This window comes from uncultured Metabacillus sp. (genome assembly GCF_947503125.1).
In the GTDB taxonomy this organism is placed as follows: Bacteria; Bacillota; Bacilli; order Bacillales; family Bacillaceae; genus Metabacillus.
In genome coordinates this window covers 11,249-32,385 of sequence record NZ_CANNCR010000017.1, presented here as the reverse complement: position 1 = coordinate 32,385, position 21,137 = coordinate 11,249, and the positions used below count along the sequence as shown (strand labels likewise).

The window sequence follows — 21,137 nt, the reverse complement described above, 5'->3', positions numbered from 1 at the left end:
CCAAAGGCAGAAGAAGCATTTCCTGCTTCAACACCTCATGGCCCTATGTTTGTTCTTTTAATGGTGTTGCTGAGTCTCTAATAATTAGTTCATCCTTCATCACAAACTTTTTCTGTTTGATCGCTTCCCCATTAATTAAATGTAACAATAGCTCCATCGCTTTTTTACCAATTTCATATTTTGGCTGGTCGATCGTCGTTAAATTAGGTTCAATGACAGAGGACATTTTGATATTATCAAATCCTACAATGGATAAATCCTCAGGCAGATTTAAACCGCTATCCTTTGCAGCTTTAATTGCACCCATCGCCATCTCATCATTAAAGGCAAAAATCGCTGTTGGCGGGGTTTCAAACGCCAGTAATTTCATCGTCTGATGGTAGCCGGATTCATAGGTAAAATCACCTTCTTGAATGTAGGCTTGGTCTACCTCTATATCATAGCTTAGTAATGCCTGCTGATATCCTCTCATCCGGTCACGGCTCAGAATGACATTAATCGGACCCGTAATATGAGCAATTTTCGTATGACCGAGCTTGATTAAATGTTCAGTTGCCTTTCTTGCACTGCTGATATTATCAATCGATACAGTCGGAACATTTAAATCATCCATGTATTCACAAGCAAGCACCATTGGAAAATGACCGGCAATCTCTTCTAGGTTAGCTTTATTTAAGCGCGCTGTTAAAAGCACCATTCCATCTGCTTGCTTTTGCAGCAATAAATTGATGTATTCTTTTTCCCTTTCAACATCATTTTCAGTATCGCCCAAAATAACTTGATATCCATGGTTAATAGCTACATGTTCAATCCCGCGTAAAACCTTTGAAAAGAAAGCGCTCGTAATATCTGGGACAACAACGAGAATGATTTTGGTTTCCTTTGTACGGAATTGTCTTGCCACAATATGAGGCTTGTAATTCACCTCATTGATGACCTTCATTACCTTCTCGCGTGTTTCTTTGCTAACAAGGTCCGGATTACTAAGCACCCGGGATACGGTGGCAGGAGATACATTTGCTAATTTCGCCACATCACTCATTTTCATAACTTCATATCACTCACCCTCACTGAAAACGATTTAGTGGGATTAAAAAATTTCACATACAAATAATCTATATCGCTTTCTTTCTATCATAACCTTTTTTATTTACTAGATACACTTGTAGCATATTAACTTATTTTATCATGAAAAGGTGAGGATTTGGATTTTTCATTTTTAAACAATAAGAAGGGCTGTCTCATATATAAAGATTGCTCCGCCAAACACATATGTGTAGCAGATCCTTTTGAGACAGCCCTCTTCATCTTAATTCATACTTGCGCTAAATTGTTTGGCCTTATTACTAGAGCCAAACTCTCTCATTTTTCCTTTTACTGTTGCAACAATCGCTTCTTTCCCAGGTGTTGTGATGGCCCGATGGTCATAAAGATCAGGATCACTATTTAGCTTTTCACGAACAGCCTTGGTCCACGCTTGTAAGCATTCCGTATTAACATTAATCTTAGCATGGCCTAATTCAATGGCTTTCTTGATTTGATATTCAGGAATTCCCGAGCCACCATGCAGGACAAGCGGGATGCCTGTTAGTTCTGAAATCTGTTTCATTTCTTCGAAGCCTAGTTTTGGTTCACCCTGGTATGGTCCATGGACGGAACCGAGGGCAGCAGCTAAGGCATCAATTCCTGCTTCCTTCACGATTCGCAAGCATTCATTAGGATCAGCGTACTTCACTCCGCCAATCAGTCCATCTTCCATACCCCCAACTGTTCCTACCTCTGCTTCTACTGATACTTTATTTAAACGTGCATAGTCAGCAACCTGTTTCGTCATGGCGATATTTTCTTCGATTGGATGATGGGATCCATCAATCATAACTGAAGTAAACCCGGCATCGATTGCCTGCATGCATCTTTCAACACTCATGCCATGGTCGAGATGCAATGCCACCGGAACGGTAATGGACATTTCTTCCATAAGTGCGTTCACCATGGCAGCGATCGTTTTAAAACCGCCAAGGTAATCAACAAGCCTGTCAGATGCAGCTACTATTAGAGGTGCTTGTTCTTCTTCTGCTGCTTGTAAGATGGCCTGTGCCCACTGCAGGCTATTTAGGTTAAATTGCCCTACAGCATAGCTGCCTTCTTTCGCCTTCAGAAGCATTTCCTTCATAGATACTAATGACACTTTCCAGATCACCTCTTTTTATCGATTTATAGAATGATTTAATTAGAAGCTAGTTCAACCTCGTATACCTTTAGGCATTAACATTGATTTTGTCTGCCGATTGCTTGTAAAAATCCGGTTTATCCATTAATGAAATGGCTTCTTTCTCACCTGAATGCTGTGCTTTAATCGCAGCATCTGCTGTTACAGCGGCAATATATCCGTCCCAAGAAGTCGGCCCATTTGGTTCACCTGTTTTATGAATGGAATCCATAAAATGCTGTAATTCCTTGTCATATGCATCAATAAAACGATCCTTCCAATCCAATAATACATTAGTGCCAAAGGTTGCATTTTTTCGGAACGAAATACTTTGGAACTCCGGAAGGCTGACAATACCTTCATCACCGATTACTTCACATTGAATATCATAGCCGTATTTGCAATTAACAAATATTTCAGCTGTTATCACAATGCCTCCCTTAGTTTCTAATGTAACAATTTGCGGATCTCTCAGATTCTCATGGGCATGCTTTGACTTTTTCGGATAGGTCACTTGTACCGTTTTATAATCATCATTTACCAGCCAATGTAAAACATCAATTTCATGAATTAACGTATCATGAATCGCCATATCGGTTGTGTAGTTGTTTGGAACCTCACGATTTCGGTGGGCACAGCGGATCATCAGCGGTTCACCGATAAATTGATTGTCAATTGCTTCTTTTAATTGAACATAACCGCTATCATATCTGCGCATAAAGCCTACTTGCACTAAGCGCTTTCCATGCTTCATTTCAGCTTCGACAATTCTCATGCAGCCTTCAGCTGTTGTTGCCAATGGTTTTTCAACAAACACATATTTTCCAGCTTCAATCGCGGCAAGAACGCTCGCTTCATGTGCAGGGCCCCAGCTTGTTACAAGCACAGCATCAACATCGTCAGCAGAAATAAGTGCTTTATCATCTGGATAAACGACTGCATCTAATTCAAAGCTTTGTACAGCATTGATTGCGGACTCTTTATTAACATCTGTAACAGCTACAATTTTTCCGCCCGATAATTTATTTTCAATGCGCTTAATATGTTCTCTGCCAATGGCGCCAGTACCGATTACCCCAAATCGAATGGTCATGTCCATTCCTCCCTAGATTTAATCGTTATAACTTTTCTTTTGGATGATTATCCTACGATTTCTGTCTTTTTTAGAGTAAGTAATGTTTCATCAATGTATTTTCTTGCTATTAAAGCATATTCCAATGGATGAGCAATTGCTGGATCCTGCTCTGCTTCAATGACAATCCAGCCTTTATAATCATGATCAAGGAGTATTTGGTAGACATCAGTAAAATCAATGCATCCGTCACCAGGTACGGTAAACATGCCATTTAAAAAGGATTGTAAAAATGATTCGCCCTTTTCCCTGCATTGAGCCAGCTGTTGATCTCTAACATCTTTAAAATGGACGTGTTTGATGCGATTGATATGCTTTGTTAATAGCTTCATATAGTCGCCATCAGAAACATAAATATGACCTGTATCATATAGAAGGTGAACATGGTTTGGATCGGTATTCTCCATGAGGCGGTCAATTTCTTCTAATGTTTGAACACCTGTGCCCATATGATGATGAAAAACTAATGATAAGTTATATTGTTCAGCAATTTTTCCAAGTTCGTTTAAGCCTTGGCATAATTGGTTCCATTCCTTGTCAGTAAAAAAAGGTTTTTCAGTAAAGACATTTTTATCTGTTCCTTGTATGCTGTATGTTTGTTCTGATACAACGGCAACGTCTGCATTCACTTCCTGCAAATATGCACAATGCTGATGAAAAGCCTTTGAAGTTTCTTCAAGTCCATCGCGGTTCAGGAAACTGCTGAACCACTGGCCTGCAATTTTTAAGTTGCGCAGCCTAAGCTCTTTATTTAACACCTCTGCCTCAGGGAAGAAACCGCCAACCTCTGTCCCCTGGAAGCCAGCGACAACAATATCACTCAATAGATGTGACAACGTATTATCCTTGCCGATCTCAGGCAGATCATCATTTCGCCAGCCGATTGGGGCAATGCCCCAACGAATCTCTTGATTACTCATTCTCAATCACCCTTTATTAATATTGCTTTGCATTTCGTAATTTTTCTTGCTTAAGCTCAAAAGTTTTTTGAGCAAGTTCTTGATCAGATACTTCAGGGAATCCTAAGTTCCACCAGCTGCCATCATAACCATCAGTCATTGTTTTCGGAAGCACTTTCATCTCAATTAGAGTAGATCGATCCTGTTTCTTCGCATCCTCTAAGGCTGCTTTTAATTCTTCAACTGTATTTGCCCGATACGCTTTAGCACCATAGCCTTCAGCCACTTTTGCGTAATCAATATTCATAATTTGGTTATCTGCTGTTCTGAATTCACAATGGAAACTTCCATTTCCGGAATCCATTTGGAGATTATTAATACAGCCAAAACCTGAATTATCGAATAAGAGCACATTTATTTTTTTATTGTTCTGAATAGCTGTAATAAATTCAGAATGGAGCATGAGGAAGCTTCCATCACCGACGATTGAGTACACCTCTTTTGAAGGATCTGCCAGCTTCAAGCCTAATGTACCGGAAACTTCATAACCCATACATGAGTATCCATACTCTAGATGATAGGTGTTCGGAACCTCTGAGTGCCATAAACGCTGCAAGTCTCCTGGAAGTGAGCCAGCTGCACAAATAATGATGCTGTCAGGATCAATCGTGTCATTAATCGCCAGGAGTGCAGTCGTTTGCGGAAGTTCTGTTTGTAAAGCATCTGCATACTCATTCAACACTTCTTGTGAAAAATGATTCTTAATTTCAGGATCAAAATTCTCTCGATTAAATGTAACTTTGCTTAGGCGGTCACGTTCAATCAACCATTCTTCTTTTAATTCAGTAATCGTATTGCCAAACTCGCTCTTATATCCCTCCAGCATTGGCGTAAGTGCCTCAAATGCTGTTCTGGCATCTGCGACAACCGGGAATGCATCCAATTTATAGGCTTGCATACGGCTGACATTGATATTTAAAAACTTCGTTGTTTCAAAGTTAAATAGTGTTTTAGATGATGTAGCAAAATCGGTAAATCTCGTACCAACACCAATAATCAAATCCGCTTGCTGTGCCGCTTTATTTGCCGCTAATGTTCCTGTAATTCCAAGCCCGCCTAGGTTATTTTCGAATGATGATTCTATTGCTGATTTGCCTGCTTGGGTTTCAACTAAAGGAATATTATACTTCCCGGAAAATTCCATTACCGCTTCACGCGCTTCTGAATATTTTACTCCGCCGCCAACAACAATGACAGGCTTCTTACTAGCCTTAATTAACTCGGCAGCTCCTGCGAGCTCACGTTGCGATGGCAGCTTGCGGTCAATATAATGAACGCGTTTTTCAAAGAACTTCACATCATAATCAAAGGCTTCCCCTTCAACATCCTGTGAAATACAAATGGTTGCCGGACCTGCTTTCGCCGGGTCTGTCATCACTTCAAACGCCCGAATTAAACTTGACATTAATTGCTCCGGACGAGTAATGCGATCCCAATATCTTGAAACAGGCTTTAATGCATCATTGGTTGTGACAGCCGTGCTGTATTCTTGTTCAATCTGCTGCAAGACCGGATCAGGCTGACGTGTCGCATAAGTATCTGCCGGCAGAAACAAAACCGGAATATTATTCGCAAGAGCTGTACCGGCAGCCGTTACCAGGTTGGCTGAACCTGGTCCGCTTGAAGTTGAAACCGCATATATTTTTTTGCGGAGCATTTGTTTGCTATACGCAATCGCTGCGTGTGCCATACCTTGTTCATTTTTCCCTGAAATGATTTTCAAATGTCCTGGGTCTTGTTCAAGCGCCTGCCCAATCGCTAATACATTTCCATGGCCAAAGATGGTAAAAATACCCTCAACAAACGGAAATTCCTCACCATCTATATGAACATACTGTTGATTTAAAAACTTGAACAAAGCTTGTGCTGTAGTTAATCGAATTGTTTCCATCCCTCTTCACCTCTATGAAATTGAAATTGTTTCGTTTTTCGCTATTAATTCTTCAATCTCTTCCACTGTAGGCATCGCTTCAGATGAGCTATGCTTGCTTACAACAATGGATGCCGATGCGCTGCCATATTTCAATGCTGATTCAATGTCTTTGCCTGTGATTAAAGCAAATAAGAAAGCAGAAGCATAGGAATCACCGGCACCAAATGTTTTGAGAACCTTTGTCTTGTATGCCAAACCTCTAAAAATTTCACCTGATTTTGCATAAGCATATGAGCCTTCAACACCATGCTTAATGACGATAAGCTCTGGAGAATGCTTAAACAGATAGTTGACTGTATCCTCGTTTTTCCCTTCTGTCTGTCTGTTTTCCAAGGCATCAAATTCTTCACGTGTTCCAATGACGACATTTGACAGCTCTGCTACTAATGAATAATAAACAGCTGTTTCTTCAGGAGTTTCCCAGGAATATGGGCGATAATCTAGTTCAAAAATAACTTTTACATCATTTTTCTTCGCAAGATTAACGGCTTTTAGCACTGCTTCACGAGACGGACTTTTTGATAATGCCGTACCTGATACGAGCAGAACCTTTGATCTTTTAATATAATCCTCATTTACTTCAGAAGGAGTTAAATAAAGATCTGCCACATCCTGACGATACATGAGAATGCTGCATTCTTCCGGACTTTTAATCTCTGTAAAAGCTAAACCTGTTTTATGGCCCTCTGTATCGACAACCATATTAGATGTATCAATTCCGGCATCCCTCATATACTTTTCAATAAAACGTCCGTGCTGATCATCGGAAATTTTACCGATGAACCCAGCTTTTAAGCCCAGCTTGGAGCTTCCGATTGCAATATTTGCCGGTGAGCCTCCAACATACTTTGAAAACGTCATGGTTTCTTCCATCGGGCGGTTATATTCCACTGCATTTAAATCAATGCAAGCGCGACCAATTGCAATAATATCGAATTCTTTATCATCATGAAAATGAATATTCATCTTTACTAACAGCTCCTTTTTTTATTATTTTGCTCTATTAAACTGCTGATTTTCTCTGGTGGTCCCCTTAGCGCGCTTTGCGCCTGCGGGAACTTCAATATCCCATTGTTCCCGCAGGAGTCTCGCGCATTTCACTTCATCAATTACAAGCGTCAAAATCATCAATGAGCTTTAATTCAGCTTATCGTTTTAAAATCCATTCATGATCAGGATCGTTGTAGAACTTCCAAATCCGTTTCGGTCCAGCCATTACATTTAAATAATAGGATGTGTATCCTTCAGGAACACCTACTGGATGATAACCCGCAGGTACGATTACCATGTCACCGCTCTCAACAGCCATTGTCTCATCCAGTAAGCGATCATCTGTGTATACACGCTGGAAGACAAAGCCCTGCTGAGGATTCATTTCATGGTAGTACGTTTCTTCTAAAAATGACTCCTCTGGTAAGTTATCTTGATCATGCTTATGCGGAGGATAGCTGGACCAATTTCCGCTTTCGGTATAAACCTCAACAACTAGTAAACTATTTGCCGAAGGATCGGAATCTGGTAATATATTGTGCACCATGCGTTTGTTGTTGCCTGTTCCTCTATGCTCAACCCCGTTAACTTCTGCACTGATTAATTTTGTTGGCAATTGCTTTTCTGATGGCGAATAGCATAAAGCAACACGTGCTCCGCTTACTGCCTCTACTTTAAATGTACGATCATTTGATACATAAACACTGTCTGTTGGTTTCTTTTCAAAGACAGATTCACGTGTACCAATTTCTTCAAAATTGACCTCTCCATCTGAAACATTTATCTTCCCAGTTAAAGCGACAATACAGCATTCTTGGTTTCCAAGTTTTTCTGAATATGCAGCACCAGGAGCCAAGTCAATCATTTTAAATCCGACATATTCCAACGATGAATTTTCTGATGTTACTTCATGAATAAGTGTTACACCTTGTTCCAGCTCTTTTTGAACAGGCTTACGCAGCAATTTACTCAATGCAATCTCCTCCTATTTTTTTGTAAGGTAAGAAAGTTAACTGCAATCGATTTCATTAATATCTTTAAAAATAAAAATAGAATTGTCTAATCATGCATACATTTTTTCTCATTTCTTATACAGATTAATCGTTAAACCGTTTTCAGTCAATGCTTTTTAGCATTTATAAGGTGTTTTTTTCAGAAATTTTCACTTTTCAAGTTCAATTAATTCGTAAACAACATGTTTTAACTGCAATCGATTTCATTGATATTAAAAATTTTTCACGATAAGACTAGTTTGATAGTAGTTAAAAACTAAGTATTCCTATTCTTAGGTTCTATCTTATCATTTATATAAAACGCTTTCAATAGGTATGCTTAAATTAATAGATCGATAATTTCTTAGTCATTTTATTTACAATTTCCCTGTTAAAAATTGTGCTTCACCAAGACCAAAGCTCCAATCGGCCTCTCCATTTTCAGTAATGGAGATCATCAAGTCTTCAGGTGATATACCGCACTCCGCTTCAAGTCTTTCTGCAAGCAACGAATATAACTTTTCTTTCTGTTCTTTTGTTCTTGCTTTGCTTACAATACTGATAATAACCACATTATTTGTTCGATTAAACCCTAATCCTGTATCCTGGATAATGAGCTCATTAGCTGGATGCTGATGAACAATTTGATAACGGTCCCGTTCAGGTACGTTAAATGCTTCCACCATTGCATTGTGGGCGGTATCCAATAATTTTTTTAGAGACTGTTCATCTCGTCCTTCAATTAAATCAAATCGTAATAATGGCATAACTAATTTCCTCCTTAAACATTTATATATAGTAAAACTTTTAAGCCCTTTGTTTGTAATAGACTTAAACGTTTTCTTAATCTAATTTATTAGAAATGACAAGCTGAATATCATGCTTCTTTGCAAATTCCTGGTAGGCATCACTTGGTGGTTGATCTGTAATGATCGCATCAAGATCTGATAAATCACAATAAGTCATTAGCGCATATTGATCAAACTTTTCATGATCGACAAGGACATAAACCTTTGAACTTTTGCCTACAACGGTCTGCTTCATTTCATTTTCAACAGGGGATGAATGAGTGACACCATTTGTGATGGAAATACCTGCAGAAGCCATGAACGCTTTGTTGATATTGTATGATTTCAGCAGGTCCATATTTTTCATACTAACAAATGACTTCGTTTTGCGTTCTAACACTCCACCAGTAGAAATGACATTTAAGTTGTTGTATGGAAAGGACTTAAAAATAAAATCAAGATTATTTGTAAGGATTGTTACATTTTTCTGTTGTAAATAATCCACCATTTCTAATGTAGTTGTACCTGAGTCAATATAGATAATATCCCCATCCTCAACAAAGTCCGCTGCCGCTTTGCCAATTGCCTTTTTTAGACGTGCGTTTCTTGTTTGCCTCTCATGAAAGGATGTTAGTGTTGCATGATTAACAGCAACTCCGCCATAGACCTTTTTAATCGTTCCGCGATCAACCAATTGCTGAATATCACGGCGAATGGTGTTTTTTGATACATTAAAAACATTACAAAGCTCATCCAGTGAAACCGTTTCATGGACTAGTACATATTCTTGTATCTGTTCAATCCGTTCTGTTTTTAACATGACTACCCCTTCTTGACTTAAATTCCACCAAAGGCTCTAAGTTTTCTGAACCTTACCTACATATTAACAAAAGATACCCAAAAGTTCACCACTTTTTTGAAATATTATTTAGTTTTTATTTTCACCTTTAACATTTTGGTCAAATTTAGCTTGAATGAACCAAAACATAACCAATATAAAATCATATGTAATTATTTAATATCCCCACCTTTTAGAAGAAAACATTCAATCCAATAAAGGTGGGGGTATTTAAAAGTGAATCGGTTAATGCAACTGTTTTTGCTCGATCGCATGAATTGAATCATAGAGAATTTCAATCAAGCTTTTCATTTCTTTGTTACTAATGATGAGAGGCGGGGCAAAAACGATTGTATCTTGACCATCAAAAACAACTGAGCGGCAAATGAGTCCGCGCTTTGCTGCTTCTGAAACAATAACTGGTGCTAAAGGTGTTGAAAATCTTTCTCGTGAAGACTTATTTTTAACAATTTCAACAGCCCCCATCAATCCTAGTCCTCTTACTTCACCAACTATTTGACACATCCTTTGAATAGAGCGGAAGCCCTTCAGCATTTCTTCCCCCATTATCTTCGCATTATTCATTAGTTGTTCGTTTTCAAGAATTTCAAGGTTTTTTAATGCTACGGCACATCCCATCGGGTGCCCGCTATACGTATACCCATGTAAAAGCGTACCTGTAGAAAGCTCTATGAATTGTTGGTGAATGTCTTTTGAAAGCATAACGCCGCCTAACTGAGCATAGCCGCTGGTCACACCCTTTGCAAAACACATCATATCTGGTGTGACTCCATAATGTTCCACTCCAAAATACGTTCCTGTCCGGCCAAAACCTGTAATCACTTCATCAGTAATAAATAAAATACCGTATTCATCGCATATCTTTCTAACTTCTATAAAATAGGTTTCTGGAGCGATATGAACACCACCTGCACCTTGGATGGGTTCTGCAATAAATGCTGCAATGGTTTCAGGACCTTCCGCTTCAATAACGTCCCGAAGAGATTGTGAAGAGAGATTATTAGTGTAATAGAAATCAGGGGCTAAGGAGTTTGTAAAATCCCTAAACGGCTTAAGGCCGGTCGCGCTTGTTGCTCCCATCGAGACACCATGATAGGACTTTGTACGCGAAATGATTTTTTTTCTGCTTGGTTCTCCCTTTAACATCCAATAATGGCGAGCCAGTTTATAGGCTGTATCATTTGCCTCAGATCCCCCAGAAGTAAAGAATGTTGCAGATAAATCCCCTGGAGCTACCTCTGCTAGTTTCGCTGCCAATCGAATAGCAGGCTCATTGCTGAACGTTGCAAAACAGGAGGTAAAGGCCAATTTTGACATTTGTTCCGCAGCTGCCTGCCCCAATTCTGTTCTCCCATGACCAATATTGACATTCCAGAGTGAGGACATGCCATCAATCACTTTATTTCCAGCAAGGTCATAGAGGTATACCCCTTTTCCTTCTGTAAAAATAAACGTTGGCCCCTGTTCTTGCTGTTGTTGAATCGGTGATGTCGGATGAAGGAAATGCTTTTTATCTAATTCGGTTAGCTCCCCGATGACGTCCAAATCTTTTTTCATGTTAAACACCCTTCCCATCTATTTTTTCCTCCTTTATATACTCCATTTATATGAGAAGGGAATGGTGAGGTATGTTTCCTCTAAATAAAATACTAGGTTATGAAATAAAAAAGCCAGCTTCTGCTGACTTTTTTATTGCTTCATAATGCTTTTTCTGTTCATTTTTTACTATTCAAGATAAGCTCGTTTTGATAGACAAATCGATACGTGCCAGAACCAGCTTCCAGCGAGACACCTTCTTCTATTTGGTTTACATTTGAAACACCCTCTACATCCGGTAGTAATACACCGCTTTCTTTCACACTCTTTAGTTGAGCAAATGGTAAGATGATTGTTGCTTTTGTGTTAGCTGGAACGTTTACTTCAATCGTTATGTTTTCGTCTGAAAGGCTCCATGCTGATACAATTTGGCCATACATGGAATTGTGCTTAGCACGGACAAAAGTCATTTCTCCACCATTGATTCTTGGGTGAATACGAATATGTTTATAAGCTGGCTTTGCTTCATCCATATCTAACCCTGCAATAAAGCGATACATCCAATCTCCGATCGCACCATAGGCGTAATGATTAAATGAGTTCATATCATCACTCCAGAACGATCCATCTTCTTTAATGCCATCCCAATGCTCCCATATAGTCGTTGCTCCCTTTTTAATCGAGTACAACCAAGAAGGATAGGTTTCCTGAAGCAGCAGCTTTACAGCAGTGTCATGATAACCATTTTCTGATAAAGCGATGCAGAGGTATGGGGTACCAACGAAACCAGTTGTCAGATGATAGTCATTTTTGACAATAAGCTCGTTGAGATCATGTGCGATTTGCTTTCTAACATCTCCCTCCACTAAATCAAACATAAGCGGCAAGGTGTTCGCCGTTTGAGTTTTGGCAATCATGTGATTGTCAGCTGAAATAAATGTCTTATTAAAATTGGCGATAATGCCATCTACTAGCTTACTATAAACCGCAAAGTCCTCTTCCTTTTCAAGTACGGCTGCTGCATCACGAAGAATTCGTGCAGAAAGAGCATAATAAGCTGTTGCAACCAAATGAACCGGAGTTGCTCCAAAATAGCTATCCTCCTCTGCATCGAGAGCAAGCCAATCCCCGAAGTGAAAGCCAGCGTCCCATAAAAATTCATTCTCTCCTTGAGAGCGGATAAATTCGACCCATGCTTTCATACTTTCATATTGTTCAGAAAGAAGACGTTTATCACCATAACACAAGTATAGGGTCCATGGACACACAGTTGCCGCGTCTCCCCAGGCAGATGATGTATACGTCTCATCACCCCACATTGATGATACATAATCCTTCAGCGCGTTTGGAACCACAAAAGGAACGGAGCCATTAGACCTTTGATCAGCCTTTAAATCTCTTAACCATTTTGTAAAAAATGGACCTCCTTGGTAGTTGAACAAAGCCGTTCTAATGAAAACTTGAGCATCCCCTGTCCAACCAAGCCTCTCATCACGCTGTGGACAATCTGTCGGTACATCAACGAAATTTCCTCTTTGCCCCCAAACGATATTTTGTTGAAGTTGGTTTACCATTTGGTTCGAGCATTCAAATTCTCCTGTAGGTTCCATATCTGAATGGATCACTTCACCAAAAAAATTTTCAAGCGGCAGATCCTTTTCTTGGTTCGGATATCCCTCAACTTTTACATATCGGAAGCCTTGGAATGTAAAATAAGGGGCATACTCCTCCTCACCTTCTCCTTTTGTAATATATTCTACGGTTTGCTTTGCTTTTCGAAGATTGCCAAAATAAATATTCCCTTCTTTATCAAGTACCTCAGCATGATGTAAGGAAATTCGAGTGCCTTTCGGAGCAGTTACTTTTAATCTTATCCGTCCCACCATATTCTGCCCCATATCTAACACAGTATCTCCAGCAGGAGTTACTATCCTCGATACTGGTTTAATTTTTTCTGTTACTCGTGCAGGCCAATTCTCCTGTGCAATTAAATGATCCATTGGTAAGGTGTAAGTGACGACTCCTTTCCAATCTGTATCATCATAGTGTGAACTGTCCCAACCATTTTTTTCTAAACGGGCATCATATACTTCACCATGGTAGATTTCCGACATTAAAATGGGGCCAGTTGACGACTTCCAGGTTGAGTCTGTCCCAATCATTTCCTCTGTACCATCTTCATAGCGAATATGGAGCTGAAGCAGTGCGGCACGACGGTCTCCATAAAGATGTCGTTTTTCGAGCCACGTTAAATCTCCTTTGTACCAGCCATCTGCCAAAGCAATGCCCAATGCATTTGCCCCTTGTAAAAGCTGGTCAGTGACGTCATAGGTTTGGTATTGAAGTCGGTGATCATAGCTTGTCCAGCCAGGTGTCAGCAGCTCGTCACCCACTCTTTCCCCATTTAATGACAATTCGTATAGACCAGCGCTTGTTGCGTAAATTCGCGCTGACTTTATCCTCTTGTTTAGCTCAAACTGTTTTCTAAGGAGAAAAGCCTGCTCCGCCAAAGGATCTATCTCATTCGGATTAGGTGTTATCCAATCCGCTTTCCATTCACTCCAATGAAAAAGTGCCGTTTCCCACCAAGCTAATTCACTCCAATCAGACTCTTGACCAAAATGATCCCATATCTTCACCCGATAATAATATCTAGTTCTGGAAGTTAATTTCGGTCCATTGTATTCAATATGAATCGATTGCTCGGAATCTATTTTGCCTGTATCCCAAAACGTGTTTTCTAAGTCATCTTTTGAAAGGAAAACTTGTAATCGATAAGCTTGTTGAAGCGTTCCGCGGCGATCAGCGTCAATTGTCCAACTGATTCTTGGGTTTGGAACATCCAATCCAAGCGGATTTTTTCTGTATTCACACTTCGTTTCTTTTACTTTTAAATGATTCATCATGTACTCCCCCCATGATTTTTATCGTAGTTATTCGTTTCGTTATCCTTTAACAGCTCCGCTTGTCATCCCTTTCATAACCAATTTATTTAGGAACAAGTATAAAAGCAGTGTTGGAACAACAGCTAGAGAGATCGAAGCAAAAATCGGCCCCCATTGTTTTTGGCCATATTCGCCGGTAAATGAAATTAAACCTGTCTGTAATGTTCTAAGTTCTGTATCACTAATAAAGGTCATTGCGAAAATTAAGTCATTCCAAACAAAGAAGAACTGAACTAAAGCAACAGTGACAATTGCATTTGATACGATTGGTATGGCAATTTTAAAGAAGATTTGATAAATATTTGCCCCATCCATAACAGCCGATTCAATCACTTCATTCGGCAATGCTTTGAAATAGCTGGAAAACATTAAGATTGTTAGTGGTAAACCAAACGTTGTATATACTAAAATGAGCGACCATAAACTATTTAATAGACCCGTCTTAAAGAAAATTGTAAATAAAGGCAGAAGGACAATTTGTACTGGTACCATAATGCCTGCTGTAAACAACAGCATGACACCTCTACTCCATTTCCATCTCATTTTCTCAATCGCAAAGGCAGCCCCCGCTCCTAAAAAGATAATTAAAAACAGTGATGGAAAAGTCGCTAGAATACTATTTTGAAAGTAAGTGCCCATATTCCCTATATTCCATGCATCTGTGAAGTTCTGCCAATGCAGACCCTCCGGTAAGGCGTACATTGGATTTTCAGAAAATTCATCTGGTGCTTTAAATGAAGAGAGTAATAACCACAAAATAGGATAAACTTCTACTATTAATAAAAGAAGGATGACTAATTTCCCAATTAGCATACCAACACTATTAGATTTTCCGGTTAAATGATTCACGTTATTCCCTCCTTGTTGTTATGCATCATTTCTAGCAATTTTGTAAACAATTAATGTGATCAGAAGAGAAAAGATTAATAAAAATACCGCTACAGTACTTCCATATCCATATTGGTTATACGTAAAGGCATTGTTATACATATAAATGGATAAAGTCGTTGTGCTGTTACCTGGTCCGCCATTTGTTAAAGCAACGGCTGACTCAAACACTTTTAATGTTCCGTTTAAGCTAAAAATAATCGATGAAATTAAAACAGGTTTTAATAACGGAAGCACAACAAATTGCATCAGTTTCCAGCCTTTTGCCCCATCCAATTTGGCCGCTTCTAGAACATCCTCAGGTATATCTACTAAACCGGCAAAAAGAATAACTGCATAAAAACCAATTGCTTTCCAAATATCCATGATCACAAGTACCCAAAACGCTGTATCTCCTTGACCAAGCCAAGGCTGAACAAACATATCTAAGTTTAAGAAATTAAGTAAACTATTTACCAGTCCCATTTGAGGGGCAATTTCAAAGAGTTTTGCGAACAATTGCGATACCGCTACAGCAGGGAGAACAACCGGGAAAAAGATAAGCGTTCGAATCAGTGTAGAATAACGCTTAATATAGAATGCAAACAGTAAGGCAAGACCTAAACCTAAAATAATCTGTCCCGCTGAAACGAAAATCGTATATTTAAGTGTGATCCACAAGCTTGACAAGAAATCCTTGTCTTTAAATAAAGTAAGGTAATTTTCTAACCCGACAAATTCAAACCCGCTAATAAGTGAACCTGAATAAAATGTATAAACAGTGGACCAGATTGTTGGAATTAAGAGAATCGCCGTATAAATTAATAAAGCCGGTCCAACAAAAATCAGAATGGCTTTAGGGTCTTTTAAGATTTTCTCCATGAATTTTCACTCCTTACAGCATTAAGGTAACAGAAAGGCCCGGTATTCGGACCTTCCAAAGCTTATTTACCGCTTTCTAAAGAATTCTCTATGCTGCTCATATACTCTTCAGGAGTAACTCCATCATTAAGTAAATTTTGTGCACCATCTTCTGCAACCGTTTTTGTTTTTGGATCAAAATAACCTTCGAACCAAAGGGCACTATTTTCGACCTCTTCGATTTTCTCTAATGTCATTTTTGTTAAAGGGCTTACATCTTCAGGCATGTTTTCAACCTTAAAGCCGGAAATTAAACCGCGTTCTGAGATTGCTTTTTCGCCATAGATTGAGAATACTTCCTTCATCCAGTTTCCAACTTCTTCATTATATTTTGCTTTAGAGAATGAAAGCGTTAAGCCCGCATTCATTGAGTAATCATTGATCGTCCCTTTTCCTCCTTCAACAAGCGGAATATTGAAAAAGCCAATATTGTCGATGCCAATTTTATTTAAATTTTCATCATTAAACTCATTTAAAGCCCAGCTTCCCATATAATACATAGCTGCATTTCCTTGAAGGAATGTATTGCTTGCTGTATCATAATCAATCGTATTTACACCTTCGCCAAAATACCCTTTTGCATTCATATCTTGTACCATTTTAGCTGCTTCAACAAATCCTTCATCCGTAACACTCAATTTTCCCTCTTTTACTTGCTTCATTGCATCCGCTCCATATAAACGGATGACATAGCCATTGATTAAACGTGTGATCGGGAATTTTTCTTTACCCGCTACAGCAAAAGGTTGAATTCCTTTTTCCATAAAGACTTTACTTACAGCCATCATTTCATCCCAAGTCGTTGGGACTTCCAAATTGTTTTCTTCAAACAATTTCTTGTTATACCAAAAACCTTCAATATTTAATTCAACAGGCAACGCATAAAGACCCCGGTCACCGCTAAGGTTTTTCAACAAATCAACTGCGCCTGGATTTAACTTTTCATAAATGCCCAGATCTTTAAATGTCTTTTCCAAATCAAGCAATTGATCGTTATCTATCATATCTCCCAGCTGGTTAGACTCATATTTAAATAATTCAGGAAGATCATTACTTGCTGTTAGCAATTGAATTTTTTGCATTAAATTCGCTTGCATTACTGTTTCTAGCTCGATAGTTGTATCTGTATTTTCTTCAGTAAGCCCCAAAAGAACGCTTGCATCTGATTCATCAGCAGTATCTTCAGAAATGAATTTCATTGTGTTATTGCCTTCTTCTCCCTCACCCGAAGAACTTGAATCATTATTTCCACTGCAACCGACAACAGCGAAAATCATGACAATCGATAATAATAATAAAAATACCTTTTTCATCAAACAACGCCCCTTTTTATGTGTTTATTTAGGATGTATATCCTTAACTAAATTCTATATAAAATAAAAACCCATTGTAAGCGCTTCATTTTTCAGGTGATGTCCGTTTTATTCAGATTATCAAAAAAAAGAGCAAACAGTTTTCCTGTTTGCCGCTATGAACGAACATTTAATAAGAATAATTTCTATGACTCTTTAAACTGCCCTGGCGTCATGCCAGTATATTTTTTGAACACTTCTGAAAAATGCCGATACGTAAGATACCCTACTTTCTCACTCACCTCAGAAATTTTTTGTCCTGCTTTCAGCATGATCTTTGCTTGTTCCATTCTGTACTTCGTTAAATATTTAATATACGTAAGACCCATTTCTTCTTTAAACAAGACGCTAAAATAGTTAGGATTCATTCCTACAAGTTCAGCGACTTCTTGCAAAGTTATATCTTGATCATAATTCTTCTCAATATATTCTCTAGCTTTTTCAACAGCCTTGTGTTTATTTGAGATTTTAGATGTGATGATTAAATCCATCATCTTTTCCATTTGGCAAAATAACCAATTCGTCATCTCTTCCCTTGTGTTTAATTCTCGGATTTCCCTTTGAGGGTAGTAATCTATTAATTTAATATCCTCACCTGTTTCTTTTACAACTTCTAAGCCGAGATAAACAAGCTTTAAAGATTCACTTTCAGTCATGTCCGGATTGAGTTTTTGTGAATCAAGCCATTGAATATAAATATCCAGCTGGCCAAGCAGACTTTTTTTATTTCCCGTGCGCATATAATACAAAACGGCTTCCTCTTGTGTTGATAAATCCTCAGGAATTTTATTGTTTTTCCCTACGTCTTCAAATCTTGTCCAACCCTTACTTTCCAAAAAACGGCCATATCTTAATGCATGTAGCGCTTCCCGATAACTTTTCTTTGCATCTTTGATGGCAGGATAAGTGTTACCAGAACCAATTGTAACTTCTTCCTGTTCAGTCCAAGCCAGTAATTGCTCCGCAACCGCTTCAAGATTATTTTCATAATGAAATAACACCAGTAGTTGTGTGCTGCCATTCCAAACCGGAACAACACTGAACATAGCATTCGATTGTAACAGTGAGCGATCACCTGAATAGGCAAGAACCGTAACACCCATTATTTTTTTTGCCTCTGCTGTTCCAAAGCATTCCTGCCACTTGGATTCAGCCTCCTTTCCTTCTAGTAATAAATCCAACGTAGCCTTCTGTAACAATTCCTCCTGGCTTTCGTGCCATCTAGAACGTAGCTCCAACACTTCATTTTCTTTAGTAATTCGATGGGTGATTTTCTCCAAAGCCTCCTCAACCATTGGGATCGTAATCGGCTTTTGTAAATAATCGATAACCCCCAATTTTATCGCTTGTTTTACATATTCAAATTCATTAAATCCGCTAAAAACGATACATTTCGTTTCCGGAGCTTCTGATAAGATTTTGCCAATTAACTGAAGACCATCTAGACCTGGCATACGAATATCAGTAAAGATTATATCTGGTCGTTGTGAATGAAAAATGGATAACGCTGTATTTCCATCTTTCGCAGTACCAACAAGCTCCATTCCGTATTTAGACCAATCAATCATTTTTTTTAAGCCTTCAATGACAATAAATTCATCATCAAAAATTGCGACTTTCAACATCTCCCATCCATCTCCCTTCGTTAGGATTAAAGCGAATTTCAATTTTTGTTCCTTTATTTACCTCACTCTTAATCGTCAATGAACTAGTTGATCCGTAATAAATCTTCAAACGCTCACGTACATTTCCTAATCCATAGCCCTTTTCAGTTAATGCTATGTTCTTTATTCCTACCCCATCATCTTCGACAATAAAAAGAATGTAGCCTGATTCAAGACGACTGGCTGTTAATCGTATCGTTCCTTCTCCAACTTTGGGCTCCAGCCCATGGTAAATGGCATTTTCGACGAGAGGCTGCAGCAAAAGCTTTAAGATTTCCTGATCCAATAGATCAGGATCAACTTCTTGAATATAGGTAAACCGATTGCCAAATCGAATATTTTGAATTGTCATGTAATGCTCAATATGCTTCAATTCCTGATGAAGCGGAATAAGCTCTTTCCCTTTATTCAAACTAATTTTAAAGCTTTCAGATAGAGAAACGGCCATTTTTCCAATATCTTCATGATTGTGAATCATCGCCATCCAATAAATTGAGTCTAATGTGTTATAGAGGAAATGAGGATTGATTTGCGCCTGTAATACTCTAAGCTCAGTCTCTCTTTCTTTTAATTGTGAACGAATAAGCCTCTCGCTGAGGTCTTTATTTTCTGCTGTCATTCGTTTAAAGGTTTCACCAATAGCCCCAACTTCATCATCATGAAATGTCTCTTTAAATTCACTTGATCCTTTGGCCCATGACACCATCATTTTTTTAATTCTTTGCAAAGGGCGGGTAATGGTATCAGATAAAATGACCGAAAGGATGACGGCACTAATCGCAATGAGTGCTGCAATTACGTTTGTAACGGCTCGAATTTGGTGAGGTTGTTTCAACAATTCCTGTTCTTCAATAAAATAAACAAACGACCAACCAGTTGTTTCATTTTCATAACTGCTTACGACATAACCATCCTCTTCTTTCTGTTTAAAAATTTCCGATAAGTCGTTTTTTGAATTCTCATCATAATAATGTGAATTTGAAGCGTATACTGTATTCGTTTCATTATTAGAAGCATCTAAAATTAAATATCCATTATTCTTCGTCTCGTTCATCATTTCGGAAAACATCGATTTATTAATATTTACAATTAATAGTCCGATTGTTTCAAAATCCTTTGAAGCTGGATTTCTTAATAATTTCACAGAAGAAAACGTTTTGTTCCAGTCTAAGTCCTCTAGTACATTATTAGCAAAAAAGATTTCTTTCCCCTGAGCTTGGACAGCTTTTTTATACCAGCCACTTTCTTTAATCCCTATTCGCTTATTTTCACTTTCGTAACGTCCCGCATTGTCAGATCGCCCATAACAGACAGCTCGAAAATAATTATCAAACAAGCAGACAGAATCAATGTATTTCTGCTCAGTTGCATAATCTGACATAATCTGCTGCAAACGGCTGGATGTGCCAAGTTTAAGCGCCTCCTGTTCCCGATCTGAAATGGATCCGCTTTCAATTAATTGCTGACGTAAATCTTTATTTGATAGGATAATTCTTTCCATATTAATGACATTGCGCAACAATAAATCTGCTCTTTCGCTCGTCGTTTTTAAATGATTTTCATTTGCCTGGAGATGATTTTCTATTAATGTCTCTTTCGAAATGTGATAAGACAAAACCCCAACGATAAAGATCGGGGGAACTGATAAAGCAATCATTACAGCGAGAAAGCGACTGCGAATTTTTCGAAACCGAAAGCGAGCAGCAAACTTATGAAAATGCTTGATCATACTAGAACCTGCTTTCTTTGCTAGGATGTTCGACAACTCTAGCGATATTAAAAATAATTTAAAAACCCTAGTGATCTATCTTTTTCAAAACCGAACGAATAAAAATATTAATTTACTATATGATATAAAACAAAAATAAAAAAAGAAATAGAAAAGAATAACAAAAACTAATAACTATATTTCCCACCTGTAAAACGGACAACTTTTCCTGTAAAACAATCATTGTTTACACATTCAGAAATCGCTTTAATAGAACTAAGC

The 21,137-nt window shown here is 38.4% G+C and carries 16 protein-coding genes; all 16 read right to left on the bottom strand.

Annotated elements, in window-relative coordinates; all coding sequences use genetic code 11:
• Positions 1 to 43: 43 nt before the first annotated feature.
• On the bottom strand, positions 44 to 1,048 hold the full coding sequence (locus tag Q1B07_RS13250; RefSeq protein WP_299090567.1) for a LacI family DNA-binding transcriptional regulator: 1,005 nt from the start codon (positions 1,046 to 1,048) through the stop codon (positions 44 to 46).
• A gap of 261 nt (positions 1,049 to 1,309) precedes the next feature.
• Complete coding sequence (gene fba, locus Q1B07_RS13245) at positions 1,310 to 2,188, bottom strand: class II fructose-1,6-bisphosphate aldolase (protein WP_299090565.1); 879 nt, start codon at positions 2,186 to 2,188, stop codon at positions 1,310 to 1,312.
• Between the two features lie 70 nt (positions 2,189 to 2,258).
• Complete coding sequence (locus tag Q1B07_RS13240; protein WP_299090562.1) at positions 2,259 to 3,302, bottom strand: Gfo/Idh/MocA family oxidoreductase; 1,044 nt, start codon at positions 3,300 to 3,302, stop codon at positions 2,259 to 2,261.
• 47 nt (positions 3,303 to 3,349) lie between these two features.
• Positions 3,350 to 4,261, bottom strand: coding sequence for a myo-inosose-2 dehydratase (gene iolE / locus Q1B07_RS13235; RefSeq protein WP_299090560.1), 912 nt, complete (start codon positions 4,259 to 4,261; stop codon positions 3,350 to 3,352).
• A gap of 16 nt (positions 4,262 to 4,277) precedes the next feature.
• Complete coding sequence (gene iolD / locus Q1B07_RS13230) at positions 4,278 to 6,191, bottom strand: 3D-(3,5/4)-trihydroxycyclohexane-1,2-dione acylhydrolase (decyclizing) (protein WP_299090557.1); 1,914 nt, start codon at positions 6,189 to 6,191, stop codon at positions 4,278 to 4,280.
• A gap of 12 nt (positions 6,192 to 6,203) precedes the next feature.
• A complete protein-coding gene (gene iolC / locus Q1B07_RS13225) occupies positions 6,204 to 7,199 on the bottom strand; it encodes a 5-dehydro-2-deoxygluconokinase (protein WP_299090554.1) in 996 nt (331 codons plus the stop codon).
• 181 nt (positions 7,200 to 7,380) lie between these two features.
• The gene (iolB, locus tag Q1B07_RS13220) at positions 7,381 to 8,196 is read right to left on the bottom strand and encodes a 5-deoxy-glucuronate isomerase (protein WP_299090553.1); all 816 of its coding nucleotides are present in this window, start codon (positions 8,194 to 8,196) and stop codon (positions 7,381 to 7,383) included.
• 396 nt (positions 8,197 to 8,592) lie between these two features.
• A complete protein-coding gene (locus Q1B07_RS13215) occupies positions 8,593 to 8,982 on the bottom strand; it encodes a tautomerase family protein (protein ID WP_299090551.1) in 390 nt (129 codons plus the stop codon).
• Between the two features lie 76 nt (positions 8,983 to 9,058).
• On the bottom strand, positions 9,059 to 9,823 hold the full coding sequence (locus Q1B07_RS13210) for a DeoR/GlpR family DNA-binding transcription regulator (protein WP_299090549.1): 765 nt from the start codon (positions 9,821 to 9,823) through the stop codon (positions 9,059 to 9,061).
• A gap of 264 nt (positions 9,824 to 10,087) precedes the next feature.
• Positions 10,088 to 11,419, bottom strand: a complete 1,332-nt coding sequence (locus Q1B07_RS13205; RefSeq protein ID WP_299090669.1) for an aspartate aminotransferase family protein — start codon at positions 11,417 to 11,419, stop codon at positions 10,088 to 10,090.
• Positions 11,420 to 11,577: 158 nt separating this feature from the next.
• Entirely contained in the window at positions 11,578 to 14,301 is a 2,724-nt protein-coding gene (locus Q1B07_RS13200; RefSeq protein WP_299090547.1) for an alpha-L-rhamnosidase, read from the bottom strand.
• Between the two features lie 42 nt (positions 14,302 to 14,343).
• The gene (locus Q1B07_RS13195) at positions 14,344 to 15,192 is read right to left on the bottom strand and encodes a carbohydrate ABC transporter permease (protein ID WP_299090545.1); all 849 of its coding nucleotides are present in this window, start codon (positions 15,190 to 15,192) and stop codon (positions 14,344 to 14,346) included.
• Positions 15,193 to 15,210: 18 nt separating this feature from the next.
• The gene (locus Q1B07_RS13190) at positions 15,211 to 16,092 is read right to left on the bottom strand and encodes a carbohydrate ABC transporter permease (protein WP_299090543.1); all 882 of its coding nucleotides are present in this window, start codon (positions 16,090 to 16,092) and stop codon (positions 15,211 to 15,213) included.
• Between the two features lie 62 nt (positions 16,093 to 16,154).
• Positions 16,155 to 17,444, bottom strand: a complete 1,290-nt coding sequence (locus tag Q1B07_RS13185) for an extracellular solute-binding protein (RefSeq protein ID WP_299090539.1) — start codon at positions 17,442 to 17,444, stop codon at positions 16,155 to 16,157.
• A gap of 185 nt (positions 17,445 to 17,629) precedes the next feature.
• The gene (locus Q1B07_RS13180; RefSeq protein ID WP_299090537.1) at positions 17,630 to 19,108 is read right to left on the bottom strand and encodes a response regulator; all 1,479 of its coding nucleotides are present in this window, start codon (positions 19,106 to 19,108) and stop codon (positions 17,630 to 17,632) included.
• Positions 19,086 to 20,876, bottom strand: a complete 1,791-nt coding sequence (locus tag Q1B07_RS13175) for a sensor histidine kinase (RefSeq protein WP_299090536.1) — start codon at positions 20,874 to 20,876, stop codon at positions 19,086 to 19,088. The genes Q1B07_RS13180 and Q1B07_RS13175 overlap by 23 nt, the downstream gene beginning before the upstream one ends.
• Positions 20,877 to 21,137: the final 261 nt, after the last annotated feature.